The organism is Clostridium paraputrificum AGR2156 (genome assembly GCF_000424025.1).
Lineage (GTDB): Bacteria > Bacillota > Clostridia > Clostridiales > Clostridiaceae > Clostridium > Clostridium paraputrificum.
The window spans coordinates 492692-512723 of record NZ_AUJC01000001.1 but is presented as its reverse complement, the minus strand read 5'-3'; the positions used below and the strand labels follow the sequence as shown (position 1 = coordinate 512723).

Below are 20032 nucleotides of genomic sequence, written 5' to 3'. Positions count from 1 at the left end.
GTGTAGTATGGAGTTTTATGGTTTATTAGGAGAAAAGCTATCTCATAGTTTATCACCACAAATTCATAATAGAATATTTGATTTAATAGGAATTGAAGGGGCTTATAAACTATTCCCTATACCTAAGGATAAGGTGAAGAAGGTTGGAGAGAGTATAAAGATATTTGGAATAAGGGGTATGAATGTAACAATTCCTTATAAAAAAGAAATTATGGATCAGCTAGATTTTATATCGGATGAATCTAGAAAGATTGGGGCAGTAAATACTATAAGTTTGGAGAATGGAAAACTTTATGGTTATAATACAGATTATTATGGATTTGGCCTTATGCTAGATATTAGTAAAATTGAAGTTAAAGATAAAAGAGCAGTAGTACTAGGAACAGGTGGAGCTGCAAAAGCAGTTGTTACGTATCTTCAAGACAAAGGAGTAAAGGAACTATTTGTAGTAAGTAGAAATAAGATGAAGAATAATTGGAGTGGTGAAGTTAATCTAATAGATTATTCTGACTTACAGAGTTTAGAAGGTGACTTACTTATTAACACAACTCCAGTTGGTATGTATCCTAATGTAGGAAAATCTCCTGTGGGTGAAAATGTTATAAAAAGATTTGAAGCTATAGTTGATTTAATATATAACCCAAGAGAGACAGAATTGTTGAGGCTAGCTAAATTAAATGGTAAAAAAAGTTGTGATGGATTATATATGTTATTAGGTCAAGCAGTGAAGGCACAAGAAATATGGCAAGACATGAATATAGATAATAAGGTAACAAATATTATTTATGAAGAACTTAATGGTGAATTCAACTAGAAAAGGAGAATTTTCATGAGTATGTTAAAGGATAGGGTATTTTTAATAGGAATGCCTGGGTGTGGAAAAACTACAATAGGTAAAGTACTTGCTAAAGAGCTAAATTATACATTTTATGATATGGATAAATATATAGTAGATATATCAGGAAAAGAAGTCCATGAATTGTTTAATGAAGGTGAAGAAGTATTTAGAAAGTGGGAGACAGAAGCTTGTAAAGAGCTTTCTAAAAAGAGAAATAGCATAATTTCTACTGGGGGTGGAGTGATAAAAACTTCCATAAATAGAGAAATACTAAGAAGTAATAGTTTAGTAGTGTTTATAGATAGACCTGTTGAAAATATTATTGGAGATGTAGACATAAATACAAGACCTTTATTAAAAAATGGAGCTGGTGAAGTTTATAAGCTATATGAAGAAAGATATGAATTATATAAAGAAACTTCACATATAAAAGTTTTAAATGATGGATTTATAAGAGATACCATTGATAATATTAAGAAAAGCCTTAATGGTAGAATCAAGGAGTAAAGTTATGAAGATTATGGTTATTAATGGTCCTAACTTAAATATGTTAGGTATAAGGGAAAAAAATATTTATGGAACAAAAGATTATAAAGATGTATGCAAATATATAGTGAATGAAGGTGAAAAAAGAGGTCACCAAGTAGAAATTTTTCAAAGTAATATAGAAGGCGAAATTATTAATTTTATTCAGAAAGCTTATTTTGAAAAATACGAAGGGATAGTAATAAATCCAGGCGCGTTTACTCACTATAGTTATGCCATTCATGATGCAATTAAAGGAGTGGACATACCAACTATTGAAGTACATTTATCTAATGTACATAAAAGAGAAGAATTTAGAAAGATTTCAGTTACTGCACCAGCATGTGTAGGTCAGATAGCTGGTTTTGGAGAAGTTGGATACATACTAGCAATTAATGCATTAGAAAGTATGTAAAAAAACTAATATGTAGGATAGTAGGATTGTTTTATACACCTTTGTGGCATTATAATTTATAATATGTAATTTAAATGAAGCAAAGGTGGTAGTAATAAATATGGTTAGTATAGGAGGAATAGATATGATTATTATAATGAACCCTAAATGTGGAGATGAACAAATTAACAAGGTGGTAAATATAGTTGAAGGAAAGGGGTTACAAACCAACCTTTCTAAGGGATCAACTTATTGCATAATAGGATGTGTTGGAGATACTGGAATATTAGATCCAGATAAGATGCTTAGAATTGATGGCGTTGATAAAGTATTAAAGGTACAAGAGCCATTTAAGAAAGCTAATAAATTATTTAAGCCAGAACCAACAATAGTCGATGTTAATGGAGTTAAAATTGGTAGAAGCCATTTGGGAATAATGGCAGGTCCTTGTTCTGTTGAAAGCGAAGAACAGATTGTAGAAGTAGCGAAGAGTGTTAAAGTATCAGGTGCAAACTTCTTAAGAGGTGGAGCTTTCAAGCCAAGAACATCACCTTATAGCTTTCAAGGTCTTGAGTTAGAGGGACTTAAGCTATTAAAGGTAGCTAAACAGGAGACTGGTCTTCAAATAGTAACAGAAATAATGTCTACAGATTATATTGATGATTTTGTAGAAAATGTAGATGTAATTCAAATAGGTGCAAGGAATATGCAAAATTTTGATTTATTGAAGCAAATAGGTAAAACTAATAAACCTATACTTTTAAAGAGAGGTTTATCAGCAACTATTGAAGAATGGTTAATGTCAGCTGAATATATAATGGCTGGTGGTAATGAAAATGTTATTCTTTGTGAAAGAGGAATAAGAACATTTGAAACATATACTAGAAATACTTTAGACTTAAGTGCAGTTCCAATGGTTAAGAGATTATCTCATTTACCTATTATAGTGGATCCAAGTCATGCAGGAGGATACTGGTATCTTGTGGAGCCACTTGCTAAAGCAGCTATTATGGCAGGAGCAGATGGATTAATGATTGAGGTTCATAATGATCCAGAAAATGCTTTAAGTGATGGTCAACAATCTATTAAGCCTGAAAGCTTTAAGAACTTAATGGATAAGGTTAAGGTTATAGCAAAGATGGAAGGTAAAGATATTTAATCTTATTAGGGGGATTATAGATGAATATTGTTATAGTAGGTCTTGGGGTAATTGGTGGTTCCTTTGCCATGGGACTAAAAGAGGCTGGATATAATAACGTATTTGGTGTCGATGTAGATGAACATACATTGACTAAGGCTAAAAGTCTAGGGCTAATAAAAGAAGGGTGCAAGACTGGAGAAAGTTTTTTTAAAGAAGCTGATTTGACCATACTAGCAATTTATCCTAAGTTAGTTAAGAAGTTTATTGAGGACAATAAGGAGAATTTCAAGCCTGGCTCTGTAATAACAGATGCAACTGGTATAAAAGAAATGTTTATAAAAGACATTATTGAAATTTTACCTAAAAATGTAGATTTTATTTTTGGACACCCTATGGCTGGTAGAGAAAAAAAGGGAATAGATTTTGCAACTAATGATGTGTTTAAAGGAGCAAATTATATAATAACTCCAATAGAAAGAAATAAAAAAGAAAATTTAGATTTAGTAGAAAATATAGCATTGAAAATGGGATTTAAAAGAGTAAAAAGGATAACTCCAGAATTTCATGATGAAATGATAGGTTTTACATCACAATTACCACATGCTATGGCTGTAGCTCTAATTAATAGTGATGAAGAAGGTAGAGATACAGGAAGTTTTATTGGGGATAGTTATAGGGATTTAACTCGTATTGCTAATATTAATGAAGAATTATGGAGCGAACTTTTCCTTGGAAATAAGAATAATTTGTTGAAAGCTATCAATAATTTTGAGTTAGAGCTAGATTTGATAAAAAAGGCTATACATGATAACGATAAAGAGACTCTTATGAAGTATTTTAGAAAATCTTCTGAAAGAAGAGAGAAACTTTAATGTATAATTATAAAATAAATAATGAATAACTTTGGTGAAAACTCCGCTTTTGCGGAGTTTTTATAAATAAAAAGAGAAATTGCATTAGCAATTTCTCTACCTTAATTATTCATTTTCTTCAATTAATTCATATATTGTTTTAGAAGTTGTATCTTCCATAGTATATCCTAATAACCTAACTATTCTTTCCAACTTTTCTTCTGAGTCAGTTTCTATTTCTATATATGGAAAGGGGCAGAATGTAGTATCGTTTATGTCAATTTCTACTAGTCCATCTTCTAATTGATAGCTTTCCCTATATTTCTTTATAGATTGATGTAATTTTAGTCCTAGTACTTCATACATTCCTTCTGCTGTTTTTTTATTATCTACTTCAAATTCATATTCTTCCATCTCTTTAAATTTACCTTGGGAAAGCATTTTTTTTGCTGTTATGTAAATAACTTCTTTATTATTTAATATATCAGATACAGTTCTAATTCTAGCATATCCTTTTTCAGCTAATAGTCTTCCGTCTTCAAAGTCATATATATCGTTTATTTGATTTTCAGCCTTAACTTTAAGAGCACCATTTTCAACAAGTGTGTTTCTAATGGCAGCTACATCAATTTTTATTATTCTAGTTTCTAGTTCTTTCATAATAATCTCTCCATTAAATTATTTTATTTACTATTATATCATATAGTTTTTCAAATTTAACAATTTCTAGTCTTGTATTTAACTTTAAAAGGAATTAGAATTTACATATTAAAATAGGATATAATAAAAACAAAGAATTTATTACATTTTTGTTAGGAGGATTTTATTATGGCTAAACATTTACACATAATGGCTGAAGAAGGAGCTATAGCAGAAACTGTATTATTACCAGGAGATCCATTGAGAGCAAAGTTTATAGCAGAAAATTATTTAGAAAATGCAAAGTGTTATAATGAAGTTAGAGGAATGTATGGATATACAGGAACATATAAAGGTAAAAGAGTTTCTGTACAAGGTACAGGTATGGGATTGCCATCTCATTCTATATATGTTAATGAGTTAATTAGATTTTATGGAGTTAAGAGATTAATAAGAATAGGTTCAGCAGGATCTATGAATGAAGATGTAAATGTTAGAGACATAGTTTTAGCGCAAAGTGCATCAACTAATTCAGGAATTAACAGAAGAAGATTTCATGGAATGGATTATGCTCCAACAGCTAGTTTTGATTTATTATTAGAAGCATATAATATTGCAAAAAGTAAGGGAGCAAATGTAAAGGTAGGGAATATATTATCATCTGATTTATTCTATGATGATACTGATGTATCCATAAAGCTATGGGCAGATTATGGATGTTTAGCAGTAGAGATGGAAAGTGCAGAATTATATACATTAGCTGCTAAGTATAGTGTAGAAGCTTTATCAATACTTACGATTTCAGATCATATTTTTAAGGGAGAGGAAACTACTCCAAAAGAAAGACAAGATAGCTTTACTGAAATGATGGAGATAGCATTAGAGTTAGCTAAATAGTATTTATAAATAAAAGGATATTTTGGGGGATTTATATGAGTAAAAAATGGAGAGAAGTTATTAGAAAAATTATTTTTGTTATTGCTTTGATAGTTTTTATATGGTCAGCTTATGAGCTATTTACTATTTTTAATGAGTATAGGAAAAATGCTAGTAGTTATAAGGATATTGAACAGTATGCTCCACAGGTAGTAGAGAATAATGATAATAATCCTAAAGATAAGGAAGATGTTAAAGCATATGTATTTAAGGAAGAAGATTATAATAAGCTTTATGAGATAAATAATGAATTTAAAGGATGGATTATGATACCTGGCACTAAAGTTAATTATCCAGTGCTTCAGGGAGAAGATAATGATTATTATCTTACTCATAACTTCAAGAAAGAATATAATGCTGGTGGAGGAATATTTATATCTTGTGATAATCCAGACCCTTTCAATGAAAAAAATACAATAATACATGGACATTATATGAAGGATAAGAGTATGTTTGGTTCACTTCATAGCTATAAGGATAGTGAATTTGCAAAATTAAATAATAAGTTTTATATAACTACAAAAGATGGAACTTTAGAGTATGAGATATTTTCAATATACATTGAGCAAGCAAATACTAATCCATATAGATTTAATTTTAGTTCAGATGAAGAGTATGTAAAGTATTTGAATGAACTTAAGAACAAGTCTATGCATAAACTTGTGGATTATGAACTTACAAGTGAGGATAAAATAGTAACTTTGTCAACATGTTCCTATGAACAAGAAAATAATAGGCTTTTAATCCATGGAAAACTAATAAATAAATAGATTTAAATATATAGTTTAAATAAAAAATGTAGAAAGTCGTAGGTGTTTCTACATTTTTTTATGTTCTAATTGTTAAATTCACGTTATAATATTGTTAGAAAAATTAAAAATGTATTAAGAATAAGTTAAAAAGAGCATTTTGAAGGAGAGATATTATAGTGGACAAGTTCAATATGATCATTGAATTATTTGGAGGATTAGGTTTATTTCTATTTGGTATGAAACTGATGGGAGATGGCCTAGAGAATGCAGCAGGAAATAAGTTGAAAAATATTCTGGAAAAGGTTACTAGTAACAAGTTTATTGGAGTATTAGTTGGAGCAGTTGTAACTGCTGTAATACAAAGTTCAAGTGCAACAACTGTAATGGTTGTAAGTTTTGTTAACGCTGGATTAATGACTTTAAGCCAAGCAACAGGAGTAATAATGGGTGCATGTATAGGAACTACTATAACAGCACAAATGGTTTCTTTTAATTTAAATCAATTAGCACCTATTTTCGTAGGTATTGGTGCAATAGCTCTATTATCAGTAAAGAAAAAGAAATCTAAAGATTTAGCTTCTATTGTATTAGGGTTTGGTATTTTGTTCTTAGGGATGGGTATAATGTCTGGTGCTATGAAGCCATTAACACAATCAGATGCCTTTAAGAATGTTGTTGAAGTAATGGGAAGTAATAGATTCTTAGGCGTTCTAGCAGGACTTGGAATGACAGCTATAGTTCAAAGTTCATCAGCCACTACAGGTATGCTTATAGCTCTTGCAACAACAGGTTCTATAGATATACATGTAGCCTTACCTATCATATTAGGATGCAATATAGGAACATGTGTAACAGCATTATTGGCTTCAGCTAGTGCTAATAAAAAAGCAAAGAAAGCTGCAATAATACATTTATTATTTAAGGTGATAGGTGTAATAATAGTATTACCATTCTTAAATTATCTTGCTATTATAGTTGAGTATATAAATCCTACAGATGTAGCAAGACAAGTTGCTAATGCACATACTATATTCAATGTTTCTGTAACATTAATCCTATTGCCATTAAGTGAGTATCTTATAAAGATTGTAGATGCTATGATGCCGGAGAATGAAGAGGATGAAGTAGAAACAGATAGATCAATATATCTTGATAAAAATTTACTAGAAACTCCTATATTAGCTATTGGACAAGCTTATAAAGAGACAGTTAGAATGGGTGAGATAGCAAAGAAGAATATTGAAGAGGCAATGGATGCACTTTTAAATAGTAATGAAGAAAAAGTAAAAGAGGTTTATAGGAGAGAAAAGGTAATAAATAATTTAGAACAAGAAATAACAGACTATCTTGTATTATTGTCATCACATGAATTACCAGAGAAGGACAGTAAAATATTAAGTGCTACATTCCACGTTATTAATGATATAGAGAGAATTGGAGATCATGCTGAGAACATAGCTGATATGGCAATTGAAAAGATGAATAAAGAAATATCTTTTGGAGAAGAAGCTACTGAAGAAGTGGTATCAATGTATAATAAGACACTAGAGGCATTAACTTTAGCTATAGAGAGTTATAAGAATGAAGATAGTGAGGGTGCAAAAAGTATTTCTGTTATAGAAGAAAGAATAGATAAGTATGAAAAGAAGCTTAGAAATAATAATATTAAGAGATTAAATGAAAAATCATGTAATGCTAATTCTAGTACAATGTTCTTAGATTTAATAAGTAATTTAGAAAGAATAGGAGATCATTCTAATAATATTGCTGAAGCAATTATGTAGTTAAGACTCTTTACCTTGTTAATATAAATTTTCATTGTTAAAATAATAATGGAATAATAATAGAGGTGAAGATAATGGATTACGTTAATGACATAAATATAAATGAAGCTGTTATTCATATATTAGATAACAATAGCATAGAGCCTATCTTAAACGAATATAAGTTAGAGATGGAAGAAGATACATATAAATTTATATATAAACATATAGAGAAATGTTTTAATGATGAAGAATTAAAATATGCTAAATTTAATGAAGAGAGAAATATTGTTAAAGAAATTGGTCAAGATTATCTTAATGGAGAGAATAATGATTTAATTACTCTTTCTAAAGAATTGTCTAGGCAGTTATTTTCTATAATGAAGGGAAATGTAAATATACCTTCTTGTGATTTAATTGTGGCATCTATAATAACAGACCAAGGCCCTATGATTGCTATATTAAAGATGGATTATGTAAAGAATTTTACTCATGAAATAGAATTTGTTGATGATAAGATTGGAATTGGTATAGTTCCACAAGCAGCAGGTTTACCTGGAAGTGGTCAGAAGATACAAAAAGCAGCATTTATAAAACCTATAAAAGAAGAAGATACATATAATTTAATGGTGCTAGATAAACAGAAGAAGAGCAAAGAAGAAGATGAATATGGGGCTAATTATTTTATAAACAGCTTCTTAGGTTGTACTATTGTAGCTAATGAAAGGGATATGACTAAAACATTTTTAAAAGCTGCAGAAACATGGACTAGAAAAAACTTTTCTGAAGATGCTGTTACTGCAGAAAAGGTAAGAACGACTGTAAAGGGAAAACTTAAGGAAGAGGATATAGTTAACATAGATGAACTATCTCATGAATTGTTTAAGGATGAGCCAAAAGCAAAAGAAGAGTTCTGCACTTTTGTAAAAGCTCAAGGATTAAATGATGATGTTCAAGTAGATAAAACATGGGTAGAAAAGAAACTAAAAAGAGTAAGGCTTAAGATAGATAAGGATATAGATCTTTACATAAATGAAGAAGTGTATCATGATAATAATAGATTTGAAATTCAACGTAATGGAGATGGAAGTATAAACATGATAATAAAACATGTTATGAATTATATAGAAAAATAGGTACAAGGTACAAAAAGCTCGCCGAATGGCGAGCTTTTTTCCTTACCTTTTTACCTTAATTAGTTCATTATCTCAAAATCATCATTTGTTAATTTAAATATTTCTTGAGAACCTTCTGTTAAGTAAATCTTATGGTCCTTTGTGATAAAGATTGCTTCTGTATCAGGTTGTGAGTTTATAAATTCCAATCCTTTAGTTATTCCCATAGAAAAAACTGAAGTAGAAAGGGCATCGCCATCTATAGATTTATCACTAATTATAGTAACTCCAGCTATTTCATTATCATAAGGATATCCGCTTTCTGGAGATAAGATATGATGATATTTCACTCCGTCTTGTTCTATGAAACGTTCATATATTCCAGAGGTAACTATTGACTTATCTTTTACATTTATGGATCCTACTATTTCTCCACGAGTTTGATCAGGGTTTTGAATTCCTATTCTCCATAGTGTATTTTCAGATTTTTCGCCTAATGCATAGATATTTCCTCCTAAGTCGATAATAGCTTTTTCTACGCCTTCATCTTTTAGGGTTTGAGCAATAACATCTGCAGTATATCCTTTTGCTATTCCCCCTAAATCTATAATCATACCAGGTTTTTTTAAAAATACAGTTTTTTCAGAATCATTAATTTCTACATCTTTATAGTTTATGTATTTAAGGGTTCCTTTTATTTCATCAAGTGTAGGGACTTTTGCTTCTGGTAGTCCTATACTCCATAGTTTAACTAGGGGACCAATAGTTATATCAAAGGAGCCATTGGTAAGACTAGAGTATTCTAAACCTTTTTTTATTATATTATAAGTATCATCACTTACTTTTACAGGTTTTATTCCAGAGTTATTATTAACTTCATCTAGCTCAGTACCATCCATATTTATACTAACAAGTTGTTCTATTTTTTTTACTTCTTCAAAAGCCTTATCTATTATTTTTTCACTTTTATTATCATATAGGGTAACTGTTACAACAGTTCCCATGAAATATTCAGTTTTAGAAAGTGGTTTTGAATCATCTTTACTATTAGTACATCCGATAAGAGAAAAAATAAGAAAAATTCCTATTAATAAGCTGATTACTTTATTTCTATTTTTCATAAGTTACCTCCTAAGATTTATTATATTTAGTATTCCCAAAGATAATATAATATGTAGAAAAAAAGACCTTAGGGAATCCCTAAAGTCTTTGAATATGGATTAAACTATTCCACTATAGCCTTTTCAGTATTTCCAGCTGTAGCATTTTCGATAGCTTTAGCAGCTAATTTCTTGAAATTATTGCTTGAGCTTGTAGCACCAGTGAAAGCATCAACTTCTGCAGATTGCTTTTCAACGATAGCTTTTTCTAATGCTGGGAAAGCTTCTTCAGGGTTTGTAACCTTTCCGAATTCTTTCATCTTCTTGTTGTATTCTGCATCAGATTGCTTTGAAGCTCCTTCAGTGCTTATTTCATCATAGTCAGCAGCAACAATCTTACCATCTTTAACTTCTAAAGTTAAAGTTGACTTGTATCCGTTTTTATCAGCTGCAGCAGCTTCAACTTCGTACTTACCATCTTTCATTCCTTCTTCTTTGCTTCCGCATCCTGCTAAAACAGCAACAGAAAGCATTGTAGCAGCAACTAAGCTTAAAATTCTCTTTTTGTTCATGAGTAAAATCCCCCTTAAAAAAATAACATTTTTATATTACGTTAAAATTATGACAAGTGAATGTCGAAAAAGTTTTCAAATTCGACATTACTAGTTAATTATACACAAAAAACAAACTAATGGGTATTAAAATAAGTTATGGTACATTAATAATTCTTATAACAAATTTGATTTAATTAAAGAAAAAGGTAGTAATATCAATGGGTTTAGGGAATTTGTATAAAAAAGTAAAAATATAAGAGGTATATGATACTAGTTTATTCTTATAGACATACCATATAGAAATCTATAGAATCAGATTTGTTGTTTTGGTTAAGTTTTATTTTTAACAAAAAATTTATATATGAGGTGAAATTATGTCAGATAAGAAAAACATCCTTATATTAGGTGCTGGATATGGTGGAGTCCATGTAGCTAAAAAATTAGCAAAAAAATATAAGAAGAATAATAATGTAGAAATTACATTAATTGATAAGAATCCATTCCATACATTAATGACTGAATTACATGAAGTAGCAGGAGGAAGAGTTCATCCTGAATCAGTTCAAATTGAATTAAGTAAAATATTTGCTAGAACAAAGGTTAATGTTGTTACTGATTTAATAGAAAAAGTTGATACTGATAATAAAACAGTAAAAACTACAAATGGTAACTATACTTATGACTATCTAGTAGTAGGTACAGGAAGTGAACCAGCATTCTTTGGTGTTCCAGGAGTAAAAGAAAATGGATTTACTTTATGGTCATTTGAAGATGCTATGAAAATTAGACATCACGTTCAAAAAATGTTCAAGCTTGCAGCTAAAGAAAGAAATGAAGCTAAGAGAAAAGAAATGCTTACATTTGTAGTGGCTGGTTCTGGTTTCACAGGAATAGAAATGGCTGGAGAACTTTTAGAGTGGAAGACTAGATTAGCTAAAGAACATAATGTTGACGAAAATGAAGTAAGACTAATGGTTGTTGAAGCTATGGGAACTATTCTTAACATGTTAGATAGAAAACAAGCTGATAAGGCTGAAAAGTACATGGTTAAGAAGGGAATGACTATTCTTAAGAATAGCCCAATAGTTGAAGTTGCTCCAAATAAAATAGTGTTAAAGAGTGGAGAAGAAATCGAAACTAACACATTAATTTGGACATGCGGTATTCAAGCAAATGAAGAAGTTAAAGAATATGGGTTAGAAACTGCAAGAGCTGGTAGATTAGCTACTAACGAATTTATGCAAGCAGTTAATAAAGAAGAAGTATTCGTAGTTGGTGACTTAAACTACTATGAAGAAGAAGAAGGAAAAGGAACGCCTCAAATAGTTGAAGCTGCAATTCAAACTGGTGATGTTATCGCTAAGAATATAATAGCTTTAATGGATAAGAAGAAGGATTTAACTAAGTTTAAATCAAACTACCATGGATTTATGGTATCAATAGGTGGTAAGTACTGTGTTGCTAACTTAGCTGGAATCAAGCTTGCTGGATTCTTTGCAATGATAATGAAGCATTTAGTTAACTTACACTACTTATGGGGTGTTAACAATGTTAATGCTTGTTATCACTACCTACAACATGAATTCTTCTCAATGGAAGATAACAGATGTATAATGAGAGGTCATTTATCATCTAAGTCAAATAGATTATGGTTAGTACCATTAAGATTATATATTGGTGTACTTTGGTTATTAGAAGGTCTTAAGAAATTTGTTGGTGAAGGAACATGGGAAAATCATGGAATAAAAGCTTTATTTAATGGAAACATGGTTGGTGGAGACAGCTGGTTAAAGGCTGGAAACATTAAAATGCCATTTGCTTGGTTACAAACTGCTGCTGATTCAGGTGCTTCTGCATCAGGAGAAGCAACAACTGAATTTGCAACTCCAATATTAGAAAAAATGCCTAAGTTCTATGAAGCAATAATGCAAATATTTATACCAAACCCAGAAATAGCTGTTTGGTTCCAAAGAATCGTTGTTATAACTGAAATTGGTATAGGTTTATGCTTAATCGCAGGATTATTCACATTCTTAGCTTCAGGAGCATCTGCATTTATGGTATGTAACTTTGTTCTTTCAGCTATGGCAGGATGGGATATACTATGGTTCTTCTTCGGTTCAATTGCTTTAATGGGCGGAGCTGGTAGAACATTTGGATTAGATTATTATGTTATGCCATGGATAAATAAGATTGCTGGTAACTGGTGGTTAGGTAAGAGAGTTCCAGTTTATAAACAAAAATAGTAATTTGACATAAATAAGGATAGGATGGTAGATAACCATCCTTACCTTATTTTATTTTTGAAGTTATAATAAGATAGACAAGCCTATGTTATATAAATAACATAAGGATATAAAGGTGAGGATATTTTATGTTTAAAGATAAGAATATTTTTAAAAAATGGGATATTATAATAATAATTCTATTATTATTAGGATCATTTACACCTGAAATAATTTTGGGTGCAAAAATGAAAAAAGATTATAATATTACATACGCTGAAATTACTATAGGTGGCAAGCTATATAAAAAGGTAGCACTTACGGGACATAAGGGAGAAGAAACTATAGAAGTAAACACTAAGTGGGGTAATAATTTGATACTTGTAAAAGATGAGCAGATAGCAGTAGTAGATGCAGATTGTTCAGATCAGGTATGTTTAGAGCCAGGATTTATATCAAAACCAGGCCAAAGCATAGTATGCTTACCTCACAGAGTAATGGTACAAGTTATCGGAGAAAATGACGATGATATAATACTTTCATATTAGGAGAAAAAACAAATGAAGAGAAGTAGAAAAATTGTATATATAGGTCTATTAGTATCTCAAGCACTTGTTTTACATATTTTTGAAAATATGATTCCAGTACCCTTTGTTACTCCAGGGGCAAAACTTGGACTAGCCAATCTTGTGACAGTTTTAGCTTTATATACTTTAAGCAAAAAAGAAGCATTGTTGGTGCTATTTTTAAGATTAACTTTAGGGTCTATCTTTGGTGGAAGTCTTTCAGCATTTATGTACAGTGCTGCAGGTGGAATTTTAAGCTTTTTATCTATGGTTTTTATAAAAGAAGTATTTAAGGACAAGATAAGTATAATAGGTGTTAGTGCATCTGGTGCTGTATTTCATAATATTGGACAAATTTTAGTAGCTTCTGCAATTGTACATAATATAGGTGTTACACTATATTTACCGGTATTATCTATAGTTGGTATAGTAACTGGAATATTTATAGGAATTACATCAAATTATTTAGTTGAACATTTAAAAAAAATACCATATTTCAAACAAGTTACATGAGGTAAATAGATATGGATAAGATTTGGGATAACTATGTTGAAGTAAAAAGAGAATTAGAAGACATAGTTGCTTTAATGAAGAAAGAAACAAAATGCAAAGATAAAGTTATAGAAAATTCTATAAAAGATTTAATTGAATCAGGCGGCAAAATGGTTAGACCAGCCTTTGTTATAATTGGATCTCACTTTGGTAATAGAGATAAGGAAAGAGTAAAAGCTTTAGGTGCTGTATTAGAATTATTTCATATGGCAACCTTAGTTCATGATGATGTTATAGATGATGCTAAGTTAAGAAGAGGTAATGAAACAGTTCAATCAAGGTATGGAAAAGATTATGCAGTTTATATAGGAGATTACCTATTCTGTGTATGTTTTAAGATATTAGCTAGCAATGCATCTTTAGCAAGCATAAAAATGGATTCTAAGTCAATGTCTAGAATTTGTATGGGTGAAGTTAATCAACTTAATTCTAGATTTTCTACTAAGTTGTCAGTAAAGGATTATTTAAGTAGAATATCAGGTAAAACCGCAGAATTATTCTCATTGTCTCTATATTTAGGAGCAGCTGAAAGTGGTTGTGAAAAAAAACTTGCTAAAAGATTATGGAATATAGGACATAATATTGGAATGGCATTTCAAATTATTGATGATGTTTTAGATTATGTAGGTAATGATGAGAGTATTAAGAAGTCAGCAGCAAATGATTTAAAGCAAGGTATTTTTACCATACCATTTATTTATGCTTATTATAATGATAAAGATGCTTTTAAGAAATACTTAGAAGCTGATTCTATAACTAATAATGAAGTAAAAGAAATAATTGAATTGGTAAAGCAAAATAATGGAGTAAATAAAGCGATAGATTTAGCTCAAAAGTATACGGACAAAGCTTTTAAAGATATAGATAAGCTGCCTGAAAATGAATATAAAGAGGTGCTAAGAGCACTTGCAGAAAAATTAATACTTAGAAAATATTAAAAGGATTCTTAAGATTTTAAGAATCCTTTTATTGTTGATATTAATTTGTTGATAAACAATTTTTCTCTCTTATAAAGTTGCTCTTCAAAGTTTATATACATTGAAAGAGGAAATTCTAAGCCTTCGATGTCAATAATTTTATATCCTAAATCTTTGTATACAGAATTATATATCCCATATGGGATTGCGGATATAGCCTGTATATTCTTAATTCCTATTATAGCAGATTGATAGGAATCAGTTGAAAATAGAATATTTAATAATTGAATATCATAATCTAAGTTTTCTAGTTTTGATGCAAGCATATCTCTAAATTTTAAGTTATCATTAACCATTATAAAAGGAGTATTCATAAACTTGTTAATGGTTAAGTTATCACTTTTAAATGTAGAGTCAGCTACAAAAACTATTCTATCTGAGTATATTTCCTTTGAAACTATAGAATTTATATTATTGTAATTATTGTATGATATATTTATATCTGAAATATTATGTATTATATTATTAGAATTATCTTCAGAAGATGTGATTTTTATAATATGATTTGGGAATGATCTTTTTATCTTACTTATAGCAGAAGGTATTAATGTAGATGTTAAGATATTTATCCCGTCAATATTAATGTGACTTTCTTGTGAATTTGAACTTTCAACTTCATATAGCATTTTTTCATAGGTATTCAATATAACTTTGCAATGTTTGTATACAATTTCACCCTCAGTTGTTAAGGTTACACCTTTATTACTTCTAATAAATAATTTGGCGTTTAAACTATCCTCAAGCTTTAAGAGCTGTTGACTTAAGGCTGATTGTGATATATGAGAGGATTTCGCTACTGTTGAAATACTCTTTGCTTTTGCAACTTCATAAAAGAATCTTAAGTTTTCTATATGCATAAAGACTCTCCTATAATATTTATTTTTCTTTAGTGTGTTTACTTATTATAATAAAAGTATTAGATAATGTAAAGAACTATGATGTAGAATAAGTTTATAATATAATTTAATAAGGGAGGTAGGAGAGTATGAAAAAGGTTAGATATTTTATTATTATTATTTTTATAGTATTAAGCATTTTTTTATTAAATAATATAAGAAGTAGTAATAAAGAGGAAAATATAAAAGGGAATATAGTGATTTGGGCAAATGAAGACACATATGATTATTTATGCGAATATTCTAATTTATTTATGGAATCATATGATAAAACTAAGATTGAAATATCGTTAATATATAGTAGTAATTATAAAGATAAGATATTATCTTCCATAAATGATAATTCAACTCCCGATATAATCCAATTATCCACTAATGAGTCTAGAAGGTTAATAAAAGAGAATGATTTAAGAAAATATATTTCAGAAGAAAAAGGTATAGTAGATAATTACTCAAGTAACTTCTCAGTTGCAAGAATTAAAGAGGCCAATGATAAGGAAGGATTGGTGGGAGTACCGTTAACATCAAGACCTTTAGCATTATATTTAAGAGAAGATATGTTGGCACAGTATGGGTATACATATGAAGATATCAATACCTGGGATGATTTAAAAAGAGTTGGTAAAGATATTTTAGAGAAAACCTCTGGAGAGGTAAGAATACTTAATGGAGTAGGTCAAGATTATGAAGATATAATTTCACTACTTGTAATGCAAGCAATGGAAGGGAGTAATGATAAAGGAAAGATAGAAGAACTAGTTAAAACTAAATTAAGTGAAATAAGCAATATTATGAACACAAAGGTAGATGGTAAGTTTTTAGCTAGAATATCATCAATAAATTCTATGAGAGAACTAACAGCTTTAGATGTTCCATGTGAGTGGACTGTTAATAATGCACCAGCTAAATTAAATGGAAGTAATAAATTTTATGTAGCAGAGGGATATAACTTATTAGTGTTAAATGAATCTGAAGAAAATAGTGCTCTTATTAAGAGGTTTTTGGAGTTTTTAGCTACAAATACAGAAGAATCTATTAAGTATGTTAAAGAAGGTAAGTTTTTTTCCAGTTATTTGTCTACTTATAAAAATAAATCAATAGAAGAGTCAATAAAGAATTTTAGTGGAAAGAGCCCTCTAGTTGTTATGAGCAACATATATGAGAAGGCTCCTGAAATAAATGATTATGAATTATATTTAGAAGTAAAAAATAAAATTTTAGGTCAATGATTTAAATATATCTCTATAGGCCTCTAAAGTAGCATTAGCAGTTTGTCTCCATGAAAATTGGAGACTTCTTTTATACCCTTTTTCAGAAAGCTCCTCTTTTTTAGAATCATCATTTAATAGTTTTAGTAAATTATAACTAAGCTCATCTTTGTTAAAGGGATCAATTAATATAGCTGCATCCTTAGTAACTTCAGGAATAGAAGTTAAATTTGAAGTTATTACAGGGGTTTTGCAGCTCATGGCTTCTAAAGGAGGTAATCCAAATCCTTCATACAAGGAAGGGTATATAAAAGCTTCAGCACCACTATATAATATTGGTAATATTGAATCGTCTAAATAGCCAGTAAATAAAATGTGCTCCTGTAGACCTTCCTCTAGAACTATATCCCTTAAAATATTACCCTCATCTCTTATTGCACCCCCTAATAAAAGCTTATGAGGCTTCTTCAGGTCCTTTATAATTTTACCAAAGGATAATATTAATTCCTTAACGTTTTTTCTGGCACTAAATCCACCTAGATAGAGAATATAGGGGTCATTTATTTTTAAGTTTTTACTTATATAATTTTTGCATACATCCTTAGGTATAGGTTTAAAGTTTTCATTAGTAGCTAATGGGGTTACGTAGATTTTATCAGGAGATATATTAGGGAAGAATCTTAAAATATCTCTCTTAGAGTACTCTGATACAGTTAGTATACCTTTAGCTGATTCTATTATATTTGGCATATCTTTTAAGAATCTATTTAAGTAACCTCTTCCAACAGTTTCTGGCATTGTATATGGAATTAAATCATGTATTGTTACTACAACATCTAAGTCCCAGTTAAAAGGGTAGCCTATGCCATTTTGTGGGATGTGGAATAGGTCTATATCTTCCTTTTTCATTAGGTTAGGGGTGAAGTATGTTTCGTAAAATCCACCATATCTTCCAGAGGTATAAAAGAGCTTTGTGTTATCTCTTATAAATTTAGCATTCTTTTTTCCAGTCCAAATTAAATTAAATGTATCTTTAGTATTATTATTTATCATATTTATAATCAAATTCTTTGTATAAGTACCTATACCAGATCCTGAGTATAAGTTTACTCCTCTAGAATCAATACCTATTTTCATAAGGTCACCTCTATAAATTTTTATAGTATAAAGTATTAAAAGGAAATTGATTTGGTGAATGAAATCACACAGAAAAGATACCATACATATAATAAATAGAATTAATCCTTAGGTGAAGTGCATGAATGAGGAAGAGATAAAAAGAATTATCACCCTTAACTATAATTTGGACATTAAATCTATAGAAAAAGTTAAAAACACCTATAAAGTAAATGCAAAGGAGGGGATGTATTGTGTAAAAGTAATAAAATATCAATTCCCTCATTTTTATTTTATTTTATCAGCTATACTTCATCTTCAGCAAAGGGGATTTGATAAAATCCCAACTATTTTAAAGACTAAGGGAGATGAATATTATATTGAACTTTTAGGAAGATTTGCTTATTTAACAGAGTGGATTCCATCTAGAGAAAGTAATTATGATAATCCCATTGAGCTTGATTTAGTGGCACAGAAATTAGGTGAGTTGCATGAGTCTAGCAAAGGTTTTACTATAACAGATAGTATGAAACCTAGAATAGGGTGGTTTTCTTGGTTAAAGGTTTTTGATACTAGAAAAGATGAAATGTTAGATTTTAAACATCGCATTAGCCAAAAAGCCCATAAATCTGACTTCGACAAGATATACTTAGAAAATATAGAGAGTGAAGTAAACAGAGCGGAGCAGAGTGTAAGGGAGTTATCTAAATTAAATTACTATGAACTTATGGAAAAGGAAATGTTTAAAAGAGGATTTTGTCATCATGATTATGCTAATCATAATGTCCTTATAGATAATAAGGGAGAAATAAATATTATTGATTTTGATTACTGTATTTTAGATACTCATATACATGATTTATCATCACTATTAATTAGAGCCATGAAAAATGGAAAGTGGGATAAAAATAAAGCAGAAAGAATAATTAATAATTACTGTAAGACATCTGGTTTGATAAAAGAGGAACTTCCATTAATGAAAGAGTTTATTAGGTTTCCTCAAGGCTTTTGGCAACTAGGTATACAAATGTATTGGGAACAACAGCCGTGGGAAGAGAAATTCTTTATTGAAAGGCTTCAGAAGTATCTAAATGATAGAGAAGAGAGAGAACAGTTTGTTGAAAGTTTTTTTTCTTAAAGGAGGGGGTTAGTATTAAAGAATTAACTCTAAAAGATTATTTGTTAGAAAATGATATTGTAGTTACAGAAGAATACTTCAGAGGATATAGAGGTGTTACAGAAGAGGATATTTCTTGTCAATTTATTGTGATTCAAAGTGTTCATAAGGTATTAGCAGGATATTATTGTAGTGGCCTTACTAGAATTAATAGTAGTATTGGTAAAAGAGTAGAGAGTATAAAAGTAATGCAAAAAAGATTAAATAAAGATATAGCTTTAAGAGGGGATATAAAAGAGATAAATTGTATGGATTTATTTATTTTGGAGAATGGAGAAAAGTTATTAAATAGAGTAGGTAAAGCTATTGAAGATTTGAATCAAATTGATTATTTAGGAATTATAAAAAGAAGTATGAAAAAAAATGAAATTTGCTTAGGAAGAGTGGATGAAGGAAACCTTAGAATAGTTGAAACAATTGAAGTTGGAAGCTTAAAAGGGGCAACCTATAATCTTGTTGAAGAAGATATTTATAATTATCTAAAAAGGATAAAGAGAAGAAATAAAAAGAGAGATTTAGATAAATATATTGATGAATATATAAGGTTATCTCATCTAAATAAGCATAGTAAGGATTATATTTCTATATTACTATCAATTCCATATGATAGTTTAAAGCAATGGTATAGATATAAATATAATAAGAAAAATCTACTTCCAGAAGAGTACTTAAAAAATATTAAAGCATCAATGGAGTATGAAATATAA

The 20032-nt window shown here is 29.5% G+C and carries 21 protein-coding genes; 16 read left to right on the top strand and 5 right to left on the bottom strand.

Annotated features, from left to right (window positions below):
- Positions 1-7: 7 nt before the first annotated feature.
- The 5 genes from aroE to G594_RS0102470 all read left to right on the top strand — a co-directional run bounded on the left by aroE (position 8) and on the right by G594_RS0102470 (position 3770).
- Positions 8-814: a shikimate dehydrogenase gene (gene aroE / locus G594_RS0102490; protein ID WP_027097114.1), complete on the top strand. Its 807-nt coding sequence runs from the start codon at positions 8-10 to the stop codon at positions 812-814.
- 15 nt (positions 815-829) lie between these two features.
- Positions 830-1345, top strand: coding sequence for a shikimate kinase (locus G594_RS0102485; RefSeq protein ID WP_027097113.1), 516 nt, complete (start codon positions 830-832; stop codon positions 1343-1345).
- A 4-nt stretch (positions 1346-1349) separates the two neighbouring features.
- Entirely contained in the window at positions 1350-1778 is a 429-nt protein-coding gene (gene aroQ, locus G594_RS0102480; protein ID WP_027097112.1) for a type II 3-dehydroquinate dehydratase, read from the top strand.
- Positions 1779-1902: 124 nt separating this feature from the next.
- Positions 1903-2916, top strand: a complete 1014-nt coding sequence (gene aroF, locus G594_RS0102475) for a 3-deoxy-7-phosphoheptulonate synthase (RefSeq protein ID WP_027097111.1) — start codon at positions 1903-1905, stop codon at positions 2914-2916.
- Positions 2917-2936: 20 nt separating this feature from the next.
- The gene (locus tag G594_RS0102470) at positions 2937-3770 is read left to right on the top strand and encodes a prephenate dehydrogenase (protein WP_027097110.1); all 834 of its coding nucleotides are present in this window, start codon (positions 2937-2939) and stop codon (positions 3768-3770) included.
- A 105-nt stretch (positions 3771-3875) separates the two neighbouring features.
- Here the strand turns inward: G594_RS0102470 and G594_RS0102465 are convergent, their stop codons facing one another.
- On the bottom strand, positions 3876-4409 hold the full coding sequence (locus tag G594_RS0102465) for a class IV adenylate cyclase (protein WP_027097109.1): 534 nt from the start codon (positions 4407-4409) through the stop codon (positions 3876-3878).
- A 168-nt stretch (positions 4410-4577) separates the two neighbouring features.
- On the opposite strand from G594_RS0102465, the gene deoD reads away from it, so the two are divergent.
- The 4 genes from deoD to G594_RS0102445 all read left to right on the top strand — a co-directional run bounded on the left by deoD (position 4578) and on the right by G594_RS0102445 (position 8975).
- Positions 4578-5285, top strand: coding sequence for a purine-nucleoside phosphorylase (gene deoD, locus G594_RS0102460; protein ID WP_027097108.1), 708 nt, complete (start codon positions 4578-4580; stop codon positions 5283-5285).
- Between the two features lie 35 nt (positions 5286-5320).
- A complete protein-coding gene (gene srtB / locus G594_RS0102455; protein WP_027097107.1) occupies positions 5321-6094 on the top strand; it encodes a class B sortase in 774 nt (257 codons plus the stop codon).
- Between the two features lie 158 nt (positions 6095-6252).
- Complete coding sequence (locus tag G594_RS0102450) at positions 6253-7860, top strand: Na/Pi cotransporter family protein (RefSeq protein WP_027097106.1); 1608 nt, start codon at positions 6253-6255, stop codon at positions 7858-7860.
- A gap of 74 nt (positions 7861-7934) precedes the next feature.
- A complete protein-coding gene (locus G594_RS0102445; protein ID WP_027097105.1) occupies positions 7935-8975 on the top strand; it encodes a nucleoid-associated protein in 1041 nt (346 codons plus the stop codon).
- A gap of 59 nt (positions 8976-9034) precedes the next feature.
- Here the strand turns inward: G594_RS0102445 and G594_RS0102440 are convergent, their stop codons facing one another.
- Both G594_RS0102440 and G594_RS0102435 read right to left on the bottom strand, forming a co-directional pair.
- The gene (locus tag G594_RS0102440) at positions 9035-10075 is read right to left on the bottom strand and encodes an FAD:protein FMN transferase (RefSeq protein WP_027097104.1); all 1041 of its coding nucleotides are present in this window, start codon (positions 10073-10075) and stop codon (positions 9035-9037) included.
- A 104-nt stretch (positions 10076-10179) separates the two neighbouring features.
- A complete protein-coding gene (locus tag G594_RS0102435; RefSeq protein ID WP_027097103.1) occupies positions 10180-10626 on the bottom strand; it encodes an FMN-binding protein in 447 nt (148 codons plus the stop codon).
- Between the two features lie 356 nt (positions 10627-10982).
- On the opposite strand from G594_RS0102435, the gene G594_RS0102430 reads away from it, so the two are divergent.
- From G594_RS0102430 to G594_RS0102415, 4 genes are all read left to right on the top strand, one after another.
- Positions 10983-12854 (top strand): FAD-dependent oxidoreductase, encoded by a 1872-nt coding sequence (locus G594_RS0102430; protein ID WP_027097102.1) that lies wholly within the window; start codon positions 10983-10985, stop codon positions 12852-12854.
- A 128-nt stretch (positions 12855-12982) separates the two neighbouring features.
- A complete protein-coding gene (locus tag G594_RS0102425) occupies positions 12983-13381 on the top strand; it encodes a NusG domain II-containing protein (protein ID WP_207735469.1) in 399 nt (132 codons plus the stop codon).
- A 12-nt stretch (positions 13382-13393) separates the two neighbouring features.
- On the top strand, positions 13394-13912 hold the full coding sequence (locus G594_RS0102420) for a Gx transporter family protein (RefSeq protein WP_027097100.1): 519 nt from the start codon (positions 13394-13396) through the stop codon (positions 13910-13912).
- An 11-nt stretch (positions 13913-13923) separates the two neighbouring features.
- A complete protein-coding gene (locus tag G594_RS0102415; protein WP_027097099.1) occupies positions 13924-14889 on the top strand; it encodes a polyprenyl synthetase family protein in 966 nt (321 codons plus the stop codon).
- An 8-nt stretch (positions 14890-14897) separates the two neighbouring features.
- On the opposite strand, the gene G594_RS0102410 is transcribed toward G594_RS0102415, so the two are convergent.
- Positions 14898-15785 carry a LysR family transcriptional regulator gene (locus G594_RS0102410; protein ID WP_027097098.1) on the bottom strand — a complete coding sequence of 296 codons (888 nt, stop codon included), beginning with the start codon at positions 15783-15785 and terminating at the stop codon, positions 14898-14900.
- Positions 15786-15913: 128 nt separating this feature from the next.
- Here G594_RS0102410 and G594_RS0102405 point away from each other — a divergent pair, with 128 nt between their 5' ends.
- Positions 15914-17053 carry an ABC transporter substrate-binding protein gene (locus tag G594_RS0102405; RefSeq protein ID WP_027097097.1) on the top strand — a complete coding sequence of 380 codons (1140 nt, stop codon included), beginning with the start codon at positions 15914-15916 and terminating at the stop codon, positions 17051-17053.
- Here G594_RS0102405 and G594_RS0102400 read toward each other — a convergent pair.
- Complete coding sequence (locus G594_RS0102400; protein ID WP_027097096.1) at positions 17042-18169, bottom strand: glycosyltransferase family 4 protein; 1128 nt, start codon at positions 18167-18169, stop codon at positions 17042-17044. The two genes, G594_RS0102405 and G594_RS0102400, sit on opposite strands and share 12 nt — an antisense overlap.
- A 121-nt stretch (positions 18170-18290) precedes the next feature.
- Between G594_RS0102400 and G594_RS0102395 the strand changes: the two genes are divergently transcribed.
- Positions 18291-19286, top strand: a complete 996-nt coding sequence (locus tag G594_RS0102395) for a CotS family spore coat protein (RefSeq protein ID WP_027097095.1) — start codon at positions 18291-18293, stop codon at positions 19284-19286.
- A gap of 41 nt (positions 19287-19327) precedes the next feature.
- Positions 19328-20032, top strand: coding sequence for a hypothetical protein (locus tag G594_RS0102390; RefSeq protein WP_051195883.1), 705 nt, complete (start codon positions 19328-19330; stop codon positions 20030-20032).

Bases quoted from the DNA above. Each gene is read 5' to 3' on its own strand.
- deoD (WP_027097108.1), top strand. From the start codon at position 4,578: ATGGCTAAACATTTACACATAATGGCTGAAGAAGGAGCTATAGCAGAA.
- aroQ (WP_027097112.1), top strand. From the start codon at position 1,350: ATGAAGATTATGGTTATTAATGGTCCTAACTTAAATATGTTAGGTATA.
- G594_RS0102400 (WP_027097096.1), bottom strand. From the start codon at position 18,169: ATGAAAATAGGTATTGATTCTAGAGGAGTAAACTTATACTCAGGATCT.
- G594_RS0102415 (WP_027097099.1), top strand. From the start codon at position 13,924: ATGGATAAGATTTGGGATAACTATGTTGAAGTAAAAAGAGAATTAGAA.
- srtB (WP_027097107.1), top strand. From the start codon at position 5,321: ATGAGTAAAAAATGGAGAGAAGTTATTAGAAAAATTATTTTTGTTATT.
- aroF (WP_027097111.1), top strand. From the start codon at position 1,903: ATGATTATTATAATGAACCCTAAATGTGGAGATGAACAAATTAACAAG.
- G594_RS0102440 (WP_027097104.1), bottom strand. From the start codon at position 10,075: ATGAAAAATAGAAATAAAGTAATCAGCTTATTAATAGGAATTTTTCTT.
- G594_RS0102410 (WP_027097098.1), bottom strand. From the start codon at position 15,785: ATGCATATAGAAAACTTAAGATTCTTTTATGAAGTTGCAAAAGCAAAG.
- G594_RS0102465 (WP_027097109.1), bottom strand. From the start codon at position 4,409: ATGAAAGAACTAGAAACTAGAATAATAAAAATTGATGTAGCTGCCATT.
- G594_RS0102470 (WP_027097110.1), top strand. From the start codon at position 2,937: ATGAATATTGTTATAGTAGGTCTTGGGGTAATTGGTGGTTCCTTTGCC.
- G594_RS0102435 (WP_027097103.1), bottom strand. From the start codon at position 10,626: ATGAACAAAAAGAGAATTTTAAGCTTAGTTGCTGCTACAATGCTTTCT.
- aroE (WP_027097114.1), top strand. From the start codon at position 8: ATGGAGTTTTATGGTTTATTAGGAGAAAAGCTATCTCATAGTTTATCA.
- G594_RS0102395 (WP_027097095.1), top strand. From the start codon at position 18,291: ATGAATGAGGAAGAGATAAAAAGAATTATCACCCTTAACTATAATTTG.
- G594_RS0102430 (WP_027097102.1), top strand. From the start codon at position 10,983: ATGTCAGATAAGAAAAACATCCTTATATTAGGTGCTGGATATGGTGGA.
- G594_RS0102420 (WP_027097100.1), top strand. From the start codon at position 13,394: ATGAAGAGAAGTAGAAAAATTGTATATATAGGTCTATTAGTATCTCAA.
- G594_RS0102405 (WP_027097097.1), top strand. From the start codon at position 15,914: ATGAAAAAGGTTAGATATTTTATTATTATTATTTTTATAGTATTAAGC.
- G594_RS0102445 (WP_027097105.1), top strand. From the start codon at position 7,935: ATGGATTACGTTAATGACATAAATATAAATGAAGCTGTTATTCATATA.
- G594_RS0102425 (WP_207735469.1), top strand. From the start codon at position 12,983: ATGTTTAAAGATAAGAATATTTTTAAAAAATGGGATATTATAATAATA.
- G594_RS0102485 (WP_027097113.1), top strand. From the start codon at position 830: ATGAGTATGTTAAAGGATAGGGTATTTTTAATAGGAATGCCTGGGTGT.